We start from the raw sequence: 12,987 nt of genomic DNA on the forward strand, positions 1-12,987 counted from the left end.
ACTCATTGCGCTATTTACATTTTAAAATTTATCAGTACCTTCAAGGTCCTTATAATTATCTGCAATTTGTTTTTATGGATACGCCAACGCAATCTGCAACCGCTCAGGAACAACTGAAACTATGGTGGGACAACAAACCATTCCAGGGTAAAGAATACTGTTCAATCGATGAGAAAGGATCGCTGACCGTTAAAGGATTGGGAGACCGCGTGGTTTCCATCCTGAACCATGTAACAGGCGACACTGTGATTCAGAATCTGCTCGATAAATTCCGGGATATCGAAAAGCATTTCACGGATTTTGAGAAGGAATGGGGCACAAATGAAGACAAAACAAAATTGCTCTCGCGGTTATCGCGCCTGAAAGAAAGCGTGGAAAATGCAAATGCCATAGGCGATATCGAAGCGTTGCAGCATAAAATCCGGAGCTGGCACAATTCGATTGAACAGCAAATCGATGATAACTATAAAGCTAAAGAGGCCCTTGTAAAAGAAGCGGAAGGATTAAGCGTATCCAATAACAATTGGAAGGATATCACACAAAAGCTCAAAGATATCAGCGAACAGTGGAAAACACTGGGTTTCGTGGATAAAAAACGGAATGACGCATTGTGGGATAAGCTGGAAAAAATAAAAGAACATTTCTTCGAAGAAAAGCGCCAGCACCAGGAAGACATCAGCAAAGAAATGCTGCAAAACCTCGACCTGAAAATGGAGCTGGTAGACAAAGCCGAAGCGCTTGCCGATTCCGAAAACTGGAAAGAGACCACAGAAATTTTCAAACAGCTGATGGAAGACTGGAAGAAAACCGGTCGCACTATTCCCGATAAAAACGAAGCGCTCTGGCAACGCTTTATTGCCGCAAAAAATAATTTTTACGACCGCAAAAAACTACATACTGATCAGATAAAAGTTGAACAGGAAGCGAATTATGCGATCAAGATCGCACTGGTTGAAAAGGCGGAAGCCATGCGCGACAGTACAGACTGGGGTGTAACGGCAAAGGCCTACAACGATCTGATGGACGAATGGAAAAAAGCCGGTCAGGCACCGGCAGAGCATAACAACGATCTCTGGAATCGTTTCTCCGCCGCGAAAACTGCTTTCTTCAATGCGAAAAAAGCCCATTCGAACGAGTATAAAAACATGCTCGACGAGAACTTAAAAAAGAAACAATCACTGATAGACAGGGCCGAATCCCTGAAAAACAGTACGCGTTGGAAAGAGGCGACGGAAGAACTGAATCAGTTGTTTGAAGAATGGAAAAGTATCGGCCATGCAGGCAAAGAACATAAGGAGCACCTGTGGGAGCAATTCATTTCTGCGCGCAAGCATTTCTTCAGAAGAAAAGATGAGGACAGGGAGCGCCGCCGCGAAGCTTTTGAAAAGCATAAAGAAGTGCATAACATCCAGCTGCGCAATACCCTGCTGAACATGGAGTCTGAAAATGCTGAAGATCAGGCACAGGTTGATGAGTTGCGTCAGAATATAGAACACAATGTGGATGGCCCCAAAGCGGACGAACTAAGGGCGCACATGAAAAACCTGATTGTTGAAATTGAAGAGCGCATCAGTAAAAGGAACGGTCGCATTGAAGACCTGAAAAATCAGGTACATAAAGCAGAACAACGCGAAAACCTTGATGATAACGGTTCCATGTAAATAACCCGGGAAACGGTTTCAGGTAAAACGGTTGCAAACCTTCGCGAGTCAACCATTTTGTTGCATATAAGCCGTGCACAAAGAGCCGCCATGTCATATGTAAACCGGCGTTATGCGTCAAAGTGTTATGCCAGGTACACTCGTCTTACACGCCGTGTGTCTTATGTCAGGTACATGATATAATTTCCTCTCTTAAATAAACTGAAACAGAAAGGGCGGCCGGATTTTTTCAGTTACCTTTGATCCGAAATTTATACGCGCTTATGACCCCTAAGAATATTGCATTGCTGGCAGGTGGCTATTCAGGAGAATTCGTTATTTCACTGAAGACCGCCGAAAACATTCAGAAGCAACTGCCGGCAGACAAATACAATGTCTTTAAAATAATCATTAATAAAGAAGGTTGGTTTCATGAGCACGGAACACAAAAAATCTCCGTCGACAAAAATGATTTCAGCCTGACGATTGAAGGTACAAAAATCCGTTTTGAGGCCGCCTTTATCGCGATGCATGGCACCCCGGGCGAAGATGGGCGTATACAGGGATACCTCGACATGATGGATATTCCGTACACTACCTGTAATACAGTTGTATCTGCTCTTACCTTCAACAAGAGTAATTGCAATAAAGTAGTAAAAGATGCGCACATCGTGGGCATCGCCAATTCAGTATTGCTGTTTAAAGACCAGCCCTACTCCATCGGTATGATCCTTGAGCATCTGCGCATGCCGCTTTTTGTGAAGCCCAACGAAAGCGGGTCCAGTCTGGGCATCAGCAAGGTAAACAGCGTGGAAGATCTGTTGCCTGCTATTGAAAAAGCATTCAAAGAAGATACCCAGGTACTTATTGAAGAATTTATCGAAGGACGTGAACTGACGATCGGCGTATACCACCTCGGTGGTCAGTTGCAGGCATTGCCACCTACGGAAATCGTGTTGGGAAAATCTGCGATATTCGACTTTGACGCAAAATATTCTGAAGGAGATACCCGCGAAGTAACGCCCGCACGCATCGAAGATGACACGCTGAAGGAACTATCGTCAAAAGCATGCCAGCTATACCGTTACCTCAATTGCCGGGGTGTTGTACGCATGGACTTCATATTGCAGAAAGGAACAAACAAGTTATTTTTCCTGGAGGTAAATACGATGCCGGGACAAACAGAGGCCAGCATAGTTCCGCAGCAATTACGTTGCGCGGGTATTGAACTGACAGATTTTTATACTGCCTTGCTGGAAGAAGCATTGAACAGAAGATAATGAACTGCTGATGAAAAACACGAATCAAAAGGAAACACAAACCTCATCGCGGATAGGCAACTCACTCGGCAAAAGTATATTGCTGGTAGCCGGCGTATGTGTGGTTCTGTATTTTAGTTTTTTTGCCCTGCTGGGGTGGATCACCGGTCACGGACAGGAAGTGAAAGTTCCGAATATTGTAGGCAAAAGTCTGAAAGACGCAGAACGTCAGCTGAAAACAGTGGGCTTTGATGTACAGATTGATTCGTCGTACGATCCTTCTTCCAAAGCATTGATGGTTCTGGGTCAGCAGCCGGATGTGGGCGAAGTGGTAAAGCCAGGCAGAACGATATTTCTCACAGTCAACAAAGCCGAACCGCCCAAAACACCTATGCCGAATCTTTCCGGCTTATCGCTCCGCAGCGCAATGATGATCCTCAGCAGTTCCAAGCTGAAACTGGGAGATACTACTTACCGTCCGGACATAGCCAAAGGCGCTGTTTTGGAACAGTTGTTCAATGGACAACCGATTCGTCCCGGGCAGATGATACCGCAGGGAAGCATCATCAGCCTCGTATTGGGCGACGGGCTTGGGAATACTGTTTTCGACGTTCCGGATATCGTAGGATTATCCTACGCTGAAGCGGTAGCTATGCTTTCGGCAAACAACCTGCATTTTACAGCCGTTGCAGGAGATGAGATTTCTGACACCGCTTCTGCAATCGTTTACCGGCAGGTACCAACCGCGTTTAACGAAATAGGCAATCCGAATAAACTGCGTGAAGGCGATGAACTCGGATTTTACTTCAAGCAAAACCCCTCTGATACGGACATTGACCCGGGCCCACGTGCTAAGGGACAACCTGACTCCGCAACTGTAACGGAATAAATTTATACGAATCCTTTTCTGAAGGCGTTTAATAAAAACAACCCTGATCTTTCATCATGCGACATATACGTGCTTTCTTCGGGCTTATTCTGTTATTTTCAGCATTCTTTTCTGAAAATGCAACCGCTCAGGAATGCACAGGTCCTTTGATGTATAATCCCTTTGTCCGCTACGACGCAGGCAGATCGACAGCAAAGACAACGGCCCTTAGCCTGCCTTTCTTCGAAGATTTCGACGGATATGACATCATCCCGGACACAACGCGCTGGACAGGCAGACAAGTGTACGTTAACAATACCATGTGCTACAATCCGGTGAGCCGTGGCTGTGCAACCTTCGACGCGCTGAGCCAGTATGGCATGCCGTACGACACAACAAATCCTTACATTACGCGGTACGCCGATTCACTTACCTCGAAATCCATCGACCTGAGCAGTTACAACCCGGGCGACAGCCTCTACCTGAGCTTCGTATATCAACCGGGAGGCAATGGTTTCCTGCCTGACCGGTACGACTCACTGATGCTTTATTTCAAACCCCGGACCGGTGCTGTATGGAAAAAAGTGTGGGGAATAAGCGACACCGTGAACCATGACTTTTTTCAGGCAATGATCCCTGTAACCGACACTTCCTTTTTTCACGCGGATTTTCAGTTCCGCTTTGTGAACAAAGCATCTATCGGCATCAACGACGATATCTGGAATGTAGATTATATTCAACTGGCTGCAGGGCGTAATCGAAACGACACCATGATCAATGACGTGGCCTTCGTGCAGGATCCGTCTCCTTTACTGGGCGATTATACCTCCATGCCTTACAGGCAATATATCGCAGCATCGGGATCTGAAAGAGCGGTCAGCATCGGATCTGCCATTCGCAACAACTTTACTACCGCCCAATCCACCTCAGGAACGGGATTCATTGCGACAGACAATTCGGGAAGTGTGCTCACAACGGCTTCGACAGGCTCTAAAACAATCGGGGGCAGAAGCACGACTACGGTATCAACCGGAACATACAGCGCCACTCCCTCCGCAGGTATCAATGACCGCATCTCATTCGGGCATACATTCTGGATGAATCCTGTAAGCGGAGACAATCACCGTAATAATGACACGATCACCGGTAGTCAGGTATTCGATAACTACCTCGCTTACGACGATGGGACAGCTGAGATGAGCTATTACCTGAACCTGTTCCCTACCCTTCCGGGAAAACTCGCGATAGAGCACCATCTCAACAAGCCGGATACACTACGGGGCGTAGCTATTTATTTTGGCCGGCAAGTGCCTACCGCCAGCTACAAATATGTCAGTTTGATGGTGTATGAGTCTATCGCATATGGAGGCTCCACAACGGATAAGGTGTTGTATCAGCTGGATAATCAGCAACCCCGCTATCGCGATACCATTAACCATTTTTGGATCTATAAATTCGACAAACCGGTGCTGCTGCCTGCAGGCACATTCTATATCGGAACCACACAGCCGGCTTTAAGCGGAAGTGACAGCCTTTATTTCGGACTCGACCGGAATAGGAAAACCGGCAATCATGCGTATTTCAATGTATTGAACGTATGGAATGCCTCCACGGTAGACGGTGCGATCATGATCCGGCCGCTTCTGGGACAGGATATTATTCCTTCTTCGGTGGAAGAGTTGAGCCATACAGAAAACACATTTAAGGTTTATCCGAATCCTGCTTCTGCCACACTTCAGGTGGCAATCCGGTTACAACGCGCCGCAGTTTACAGTATTCTCGATATTGCCGGAAAAACAGTTGCCACAGGTACACTGCAACCGGACGAGCCCGCTGTGGATATATCCTACCTGCAACCCGGCTCCTACGTACTTACGGTTTCTCCCGCAAATCAGGTACCTTTGACCACTCATTTTCAAAAATTATAAATACCCTTACAATGCAAGAAGTAAGCGTTATACAGCTTAAATCCCTGATGGATGAACAACCGTCATTACATCTGATTGACGTACGCGAGCCTGATGAGCGTGCCGCATTCAATATCGGAGGAACGTTCCTGCCTCTCGGAAAAATCATGAGCTTCGAACTGGACACAATCGAGTCGATGAAGGATGAGCCCGTATATGTGTATTGCCGCTCCGGGAAACGCAGTCTCCAGGCGTGCATGATGCTGGAACAGGCCGGATTTACGGATGTACACAACGTCACCGGAGGCATACTTGCCTGGCAAAGCGAAATCGAAAAATAAATTTCAGTCCATTTTTAAAGCCCCGCTCAGAGCGGGGCTTTTTTTTAACGATCCGTTGGCAATCACATCTTTTTTTTGTACCATTGTAGGCACCATTTTTCAACGGTAATTTTAAAATCGTATTGCATGAATAAATCTTTATCCTGCTTTTCACACATCGGCAAAAATACGCTGCTCTTAACAGCTTTAAGCGCTTCGTTGCAGGCCGGGGCACAAACGGTAACACGCTTTCACCTGGGCGTAATTGTATTACCCCGGTATGGCACGATTGATTCGGCAATAAAAGCAGCTTCAGCAAACGACTCACTCGTGTTAAGTCCGAATACGTTCAAAGAGCACGATATTCAGATCAGCAAAAACATCAAACTGACCGGCACAGCCGATGCTGCCGGCAATGTTACGGTCATTGATGCTGAACATAAGGGACGCGGATTTATCGTATACTCAGGCGATCTGGATCTCCAGAGCCTCACCCTGCAGAATGGCTCCGTTACTGACGGCGCGGGCGGCGGCATTTATAATATCGGATCGGGCGTAATCTCTCTTTCCGGAACAGCACGGGTTAGCAACAATGCCTGCTTTGGCACCTATGCAAACGGCGGCGGTATTTATGCTGCAGGCAGAGTTATTGTCGGAGAAAACGCTGTTGTTTCCAACAACTATGCTCAGGAGACCGGAGGTGGAATCTATGGCTTTGAGAAAGTGATTGTCCGCGGCTCAGGCCGTATTGCCAACAATAAAACAGACGGCAGCGGCGGTGGAATATTCAGTACTGCAAATGCAGGACTCATGCTCACCGACAATGGTATGATCGACAACAACTCCGCAGTGGAAGCAGGAGGCGGCGCATACGGTAGCGGTACCATTGCCGGCTATGCAACGGTAAAAAATAACCGTGCGGCTTATGGCGGAGGCATTGCGGCGTTTAATGATGCGCTTTTTCTTGAGGACTCAAGCTGGGTAAGCAGTAATACAGCCACCACCTATGGCGGAGGAATCTGGACCAATAACTGCGATATTTTCGGAACCGATCAATTCCATATTACTAACAATACCATCCCGGCAGTTACGGGAACCCTCAACTTCGGAGGCGCCATCTATAACGTGAATGGGAATATGACCCTGTATGGCGGCACGGTAACCGGCAATACTTCCCCTGTGGCGGCAATTTACAACAGCGCCGGCTCTCAGCCGATGAGCGTCACCATTAATGCCTGTCACATCTATAATCCCGCCGCAGGAGGCGTACGCATGCCCGAAGTATATAACAGCCCGGCATTGGACCCTACCGCACTTACGTTTACCTCGGGTTATGTATGGTGGGGATCAAATGACACAACAGGTCTTGTGAAGGACCGTCCGGGCACCTACTGTGGCCGAATGACCAATTACGCGACGATCAGCTGGCATCTGAACAAAGACGTTCCGATCACCCCTTCAATCAAAACCTTCAGAGTTCAGGCAACATTGGCAGGCAGCGACGGATCTTCTCTCGATACATTAAGCTACAGAAGCATCAGCGGCATATTTTCCGCGACCAAGGGCTCTTTCTCGGTTAACAATCCGGCGATCGACACGGACAATCATGTCTGGTCGCAATTCAGCGCTCCGTCAAAAAATGACACCACTATTATTACCGGAATTGTGGACGCTGATACATTCCATTCCTCCAAGATATACCTGATCGGACTGGATATCAGGGAAAATACACTTGCCGAAGCAATCAGTATATACCCCAACCCGGCCAGCGAAGTATTGTATCTCGAAAACAGTGTTCCGGGTTCGGTGATCACGGTTTTGGATATGAACGGACGCTGCATCATACGTCAGGCGACTTCTGCGGCCGGAACCACATCCGTAAATATCCAAAGTCTGCGTGCGGGCATGTACCTGCTTCAGGTTACTACCGATGACCGGACACAGGCGACAGCACGTTTCGTGAAACAATAAAATTTCGTCCATTTGTATAAAGCACTTGCAACTGCAGGTGCTTTTTTTGTTTGCGTCATCTTAAAATACAATGTTAAAAGACCAAATTCATCACTTTTTTTTCCCGCCAATCAGTAATTAAATCATTTTTGCAGCTCGTTTTAAACGACTTATAAAAATACAGGTCTGAAACGGATTGCACCCCACACTTTTTAGCACAATGAATTATTGCAACTTTTTACGACGATTTACATTCCTGTTACTCCTATTGCTGTCGATAGCAACGCTGCCGGTGATGGCACAAGGGTATAAAATCAGCGGAACATTTGTGGACAGTACAGACGGCCAGCCCGTTATGGGAGTCGCGCTGCAACTGCAGAAACCCGGAGATACCAGCACTTTCGGAATCAAAAGTGATGCGGACGGTTATTTTGAACTGAACAATGTCCCTTCCGGCAGTTATATGCTGAAAGGAACTTATGTCGGCTACCGCAATGTAAGCAGGCGCATTACAGTCACTGACAATACCGCACTCGGACAAATCAGCCTGCTCCGGGACGAAAAGGCACTGAAAACGGTTACCGTTGAAGGGACTGCCGTAAGAGCCGAACAAAACGGAGATACCACTGCCTTTAACGCGGCGGCGTTTAAAACCCATCCGGATGCAACTGCTGAAGACCTGCTGAACAAAATGCCAGGTGTGAGTACCGCTGACGGAACACTGAAAGTAAACGGAGAAGAAGTAAAAAAAGTATTTGTAGACGGGAAACCATTTTTTGGTGACGATCCGAATGCAGCCATCAAGAATCTCCCTTCGGAAATTGTAGATAAAATACAGGTGTTTGACAGAGCGAGCGACCAGGCCCAATTTACAGGGTTCGATGACGGGAATTCTGAAAAGACTATCAACATCAAAACGAAAAAAGGCCGCAACAACGGCGTATTCGGAAAGATAAGCGCAGGCGACGGCTTCGACACAAAAAATAACGACAACCGTTACACGGGCTCCTTAAATCTGAACTTTTTTAACGGCAACCGCCGTATCTCGCTTGTAGGCATGGCCAACAATATCAACCAGCAGAACTTCAGCACAGACGACCTGCTCGGTGTTACTTCTTCCTCATCCGGCGGCGGAACATTTGGCGGTGGCGGAAACCGAGGTGGTGGCGGAAACCGTGGCGGCGGACCCGGAGGCGGAGCTGCTTCAAACTTCCTGGTAAGTCAGCAGGGAGGGATTACCCAAACCCAGTCCGGAGGTATTAACTACACCGACAACTGGTCCAAATCGCTCGCTGTAACCGGCAGTTACTTCTTCAACCGCGCCGAAAACAATACGGAAACAGATCTGAGCCGAACCTATCTGCTGAAGAATCAGGACAGCAGCCTCGTTTATAACGAGCAATCGCGCACGCACAGCATTAATATCAATCACCGCATATCTGCGAGAGCTGAATGGACGATCGACAGCAACAATTCATTGTTCATCACACCTAAGGTGAGCTACCAGGACAATCAGACGGATAAGACATTGACAGGAAGCAACCTGATCAATAATTCTACCCGGGGAACCAGCTTACAGAATACTACCACGAATAAAAACTCGGGTATCAATTTTTCCAACTCGGTGTTTTATCGCCATAAATTTCACAAACAGGGCCGTACCATTTCCGCAAATCTCGATACACGTGTAAATACAAAAGACGGAGACGGAACTATCTATTCGAGTACGGACTATATAGATTCTGCCACAACGACTGATCAGGTTAATAATCAGACCACACTGGGAACAACCTGGGCCGGCAGCTTAAACTATACAGAACCCTTAAGCAAAAAGAGCCAGTTGCAGATCAACTACAACCCCTCGATCACACACAACGAATCTGAAAAGCTGAGCTTTGCCAAAGACGCTTCCGGCCAGTACACAATACCGGTAGACTCTGTCAGCAACAGCTTTAAAAATGATTATACCTACCATAAAGCGGGAATCGGCTATCGTTACAACAGTGATAAGTTCAACTTTAATTCCACGCTCAACGGCCAGATAGCAGACCTTCAGGGTTTACAAACCTACCCGCAAAACCAGGCGATCAACCGGACATTCCGGAATATCCTGCCACAGGCGATGATGAGCTACAAAATCTCCAAAACGGAGAACCTGCGTATCTTTTACAGAAGCAGCACAAACGCGCCTACCATAACGCAACTACAGAATGTCATCGACAACAGTAATACGCTGCAGCTGAAAACGGGTAACCCCAACCTGAAACAGGATTACACCAACTCTGTTTTCATGCACTATGGCAAAACAAGCCCCGGTAAAGGGAACGGGTTGTTTATTTTTGCGAACGCAACTTTTACCCGCGACTACATCGGCAACAGCACCAGCGTATCTCCCGAAGGCGTTCAGATCAGTATGCCTGTAAACCTGAACGGCATGGCGAAAATAAATGCATTCGGCAACTACAGTCTGCCCCTCAAAGCAGTGAAAAGCAATCTGAACCTGAGCACAGGAATAAGCTACACACAAACGCCTTCACTCATCAATGATGTGCTGAACAAAACAAAAAATTATGGATTGAACCTCGGCTTCGTGCTGGGCAGCAATATCAGTGAAAATGTAGACTTCACTATTTCCAGCAACGGCGCCTATACCATTGCGAATAGCAGCAGTCAGCCGCAATCCAACTACAATTACTATTCACAGACATCTTCGGCCAAGATCAACATCATTTTCCTGAAGCGCATGGTGTTCAACACGAATATCAATCATACGCTGTATACGGGGCTGGGAGAAGGTTATAACCAGAACTTCTTCCTGTGGAATGCATCATTGGGTTACAAGCTGCTTAAAGACAAATCCCTGCTTCTGGAAGTATATGCATTCGACATCCTGAACCAGAACAAAAGTATCAGCCGGACAGTAAACGACTATTATGTGGAAGACTCCAAAACGACAGTATTGCAACGCTATGCGATGCTGCGGCTGACATATACTATCCGCAAGTTCAAAGGAACGGCCAAAATGCCGGAAGAAGATAAAAGTCCTGAGGGCGAAATGCGTCGCAGGATATTCCAGAATGGTCCGCCTCCAGGAGCACCGCCACCTCCCGGTGGACCGGGTTTCTAGCTACGTAACAAAAGAGCGATTTACTTAAGTAAATCGCTCTTTTGGCTTTCTGTCTCCACTAAAAAACAAACACAGTATAAAGAGGCCCTTGGGACCGGATTTCTGCAACGTTTTTTTTGTAATGCTTTGCTTACAATTACAACACAAAGAAACGACCGATGTTGGCACCGGTCGTTACAATAAATGCTATAGTTGTTACAGAATAACCATCAGAGAAATTATACCTCTACCCAGACGATATCCGAAAACGCAACCTGTCCGTCACGACTTGTGAATACTTTCAGACGCGACCGTTTGAATTTCGTGAAGTATCGGCTTACGGACTGCTCTACCCTTTCGAGGTTACGATCCATCATCCAGTGACGACCGTCTTTCCGGTACACGATCACAAAAAGCCTGTTGGTTGCCATAAATTTGGGTCCGTGCAGGGATTCGTGGTATAAAAAACGAATGAGGTTTATCGGGTCTGCCTTTACCTGATCGTAGTCAAACGGACAGGCAGCCGGAAATGATGCTACTGTTACATCAAAAGGAATTTTACCTACCCAGATGTCGGCTATTCTCGGGCGATTAGGATCGGGTGTTACATATTTAAAACGCAACATCATTTCCAGTATCGCTTTTTTGAACAGGTAGCCGCGCCAGCGGTCCTGAACATATTCGCCAAAGGTTTCCTCTTCGCCGGCTTCCTGAATCTGGCGGCTCAGATCTTCAAATGTAGAAGACCGAAACAAAAAAGATGCTTTCTTATCCCAGCCCGGCTGCGGTCTGGTATTGTACTGCTTAAAAGGAGACACTTTCAACAGTTCCACTTGTATTTCTTCCAGGGTCATATTTCTTTGCTGTTTATTAGCAAATACATTCCACAATTATCGTCGACGGATATCCCCCGCAATTAATTACAGAACAAAATCGGCACAAGATACTTCAATCTGCGCAATCGGAATTTGCGATTCAAAACTATAATAAAGTAACTCGAATATCGAATATACATATAAATGCAAACAGTGGTTCCGGTCATATCAAAAAAATGACTGCACAACTGTGTCCTTCCGTGTTTGTATTGCCTAACGCTATAACGGGCCTGGCAGGAAGGTAGCTAGTGTTGTTATTTGTCAGGTGTGGCGTAGGTGTACGAAAAATTCCGGAACACTACAGGACGCTTAAACTCCGGCCCCATCGTATCGCCGGAGAGGTAATTCCATTCCGATCCGGAAGAAAGAGAACTGCAAAATGCAGCTTCCACGGATAATGCGCTCTGCAGATTAGGACCATTTTGTTGACGAAGCTCGAGGCGGGCTGAAATCTGGTCGCAGATACCTGCTCCGAGCGGTATGCGTAAACCATTTTTCAGCAAAGCCGAGCAAGGCCTTCCGGGAAGCAGACGACTTACCAGATCTAAGTTAATAACCCAGGAACGATGCGCGCGCACTAAAAAATCACAATCTGAAAAATGAGCCAGCAGAAATTTCAGGTTTTTGGATACGCGGATATGAGAACCGTCCAGCAGGCAGATTTCTGTGTAACTGCCAAATGCTTCCATCGTTACGATGTTCCCACCTGTAATAATAAGCGTACGGCCTCCACGTCGGAATGTAAAGAATTGTTTCATGTTAAACTACCTATGGATTAAAGATTAAGCCACCTTCTGCGTGGCATTACAATCACTTATTCCCTTTAACAGCAAATCTGATTCCATGCCATGGCTTTTCACACACTACGTTTGTAGGGATTATTTGCTGTAAATATCCATTTGCCTACTGCCTACCCATACTTTTTGGAATCAAAAAAATAAAAATGTAATATAAATAAAACACATGTCCGTATATGACTGATAAAGTATTTTCTACATACTTATCATTGGGCAATGAGCAGATTTTTCGCAAAAAAAGAACGTAGTAAGAGACACTACTTTT

Annotated in this window: 9 protein-coding genes; 7 read left to right on the forward strand and 2 right to left on the reverse strand. The window is 46.5% G+C overall.

Going from position 1 to position 12,987, the window contains the following annotated elements:
• Window positions 1-74: 74 nt before the first annotated feature.
• From ABD846_RS10790 to ABD846_RS10820, 7 genes are all read left to right on the forward strand, one after another.
• On the forward strand, window positions 75-1,661 hold the full coding sequence (locus ABD846_RS10790; RefSeq protein WP_344826564.1) for a DUF349 domain-containing protein: 1,587 nt from the start codon (window positions 75-77) through the stop codon (window positions 1,659-1,661).
• Between the two features lie 263 nt (window positions 1,662-1,924).
• Window positions 1,925-2,920, forward strand: a complete 996-nt coding sequence (locus tag ABD846_RS10795; RefSeq protein WP_344826567.1) for a D-alanine--D-alanine ligase — start codon at window positions 1,925-1,927, stop codon at window positions 2,918-2,920.
• 10 nt (window positions 2,921-2,930) lie between these two features.
• Window positions 2,931-3,788, forward strand: coding sequence for a PASTA domain-containing protein (locus ABD846_RS10800; RefSeq protein ID WP_344826570.1), 858 nt, complete (start codon window positions 2,931-2,933; stop codon window positions 3,786-3,788).
• Between the two features lie 56 nt (window positions 3,789-3,844).
• Window positions 3,845-5,695, forward strand: coding sequence for a T9SS type A sorting domain-containing protein (locus ABD846_RS10805; RefSeq protein ID WP_344826574.1), 1,851 nt, complete (start codon window positions 3,845-3,847; stop codon window positions 5,693-5,695).
• 11 nt (window positions 5,696-5,706) lie between these two features.
• On the forward strand, window positions 5,707-6,015 hold the full coding sequence (locus ABD846_RS10810; protein WP_344826577.1) for a rhodanese-like domain-containing protein: 309 nt from the start codon (window positions 5,707-5,709) through the stop codon (window positions 6,013-6,015).
• 126 nt (window positions 6,016-6,141) lie between these two features.
• Complete coding sequence (locus ABD846_RS10815; RefSeq protein WP_344826580.1) at window positions 6,142-7,965, forward strand: T9SS type A sorting domain-containing protein; 1,824 nt, start codon at window positions 6,142-6,144, stop codon at window positions 7,963-7,965.
• 274 nt (window positions 7,966-8,239) lie between these two features.
• Window positions 8,240-11,071 (forward strand): outer membrane beta-barrel protein, encoded by a 2,832-nt coding sequence (locus ABD846_RS10820; RefSeq protein ID WP_344826583.1) that lies wholly within the window; start codon window positions 8,240-8,242, stop codon window positions 11,069-11,071.
• A 218-nt stretch (window positions 11,072-11,289) separates the two neighbouring features.
• Here ABD846_RS10820 and ABD846_RS10825 read toward each other — a convergent pair whose 3' ends face one another.
• A complete protein-coding gene (locus ABD846_RS10825; protein ID WP_344826586.1) occupies window positions 11,290-11,904 on the reverse strand; it encodes a hypothetical protein in 615 nt (204 codons plus the stop codon).
• 275 nt (window positions 11,905-12,179) lie between these two features.
• Complete coding sequence (locus ABD846_RS10830; protein ID WP_344826589.1) at window positions 12,180-12,683, reverse strand: LytTR family transcriptional regulator DNA-binding domain-containing protein; 504 nt, start codon at window positions 12,681-12,683, stop codon at window positions 12,180-12,182.
• Window positions 12,684-12,987 lie beyond the last annotated feature (304 nt).

This window comes from Rurimicrobium arvi (assembly GCF_039540495.1).
In the GTDB taxonomy this organism is placed as follows: domain Bacteria; phylum Bacteroidota; class Bacteroidia; order Chitinophagales; family Chitinophagaceae; genus Rurimicrobium; species Rurimicrobium arvi.

Coding starts and splice junctions, on each gene's coding strand:
- ABD846_RS10805 (WP_344826574.1), top strand. CDS start 3,845: ATGCGACATATACGTGCTTTCTTCGGGCTTATTCTGTTATTTTCAGCA.
- ABD846_RS10790 (WP_344826564.1), top strand. CDS start 75: ATGGATACGCCAACGCAATCTGCAACCGCTCAGGAACAACTGAAACTA.
- ABD846_RS10810 (WP_344826577.1), top strand. CDS start 5,707: ATGCAAGAAGTAAGCGTTATACAGCTTAAATCCCTGATGGATGAACAA.
- ABD846_RS10825 (WP_344826586.1), bottom strand. CDS start 11,904: ATGACCCTGGAAGAAATACAAGTGGAACTGTTGAAAGTGTCTCCTTTT.
- ABD846_RS10830 (WP_344826589.1), bottom strand. CDS start 12,683: ATGAAACAATTCTTTACATTCCGACGTGGAGGCCGTACGCTTATTATT.
- ABD846_RS10820 (WP_344826583.1), top strand. CDS start 8,240: ATGGCACAAGGGTATAAAATCAGCGGAACATTTGTGGACAGTACAGAC.
- ABD846_RS10800 (WP_344826570.1), top strand. CDS start 2,931: ATGAAAAACACGAATCAAAAGGAAACACAAACCTCATCGCGGATAGGC.
- ABD846_RS10815 (WP_344826580.1), top strand. CDS start 6,142: ATGAATAAATCTTTATCCTGCTTTTCACACATCGGCAAAAATACGCTG.
- ABD846_RS10795 (WP_344826567.1), top strand. CDS start 1,925: ATGACCCCTAAGAATATTGCATTGCTGGCAGGTGGCTATTCAGGAGAA.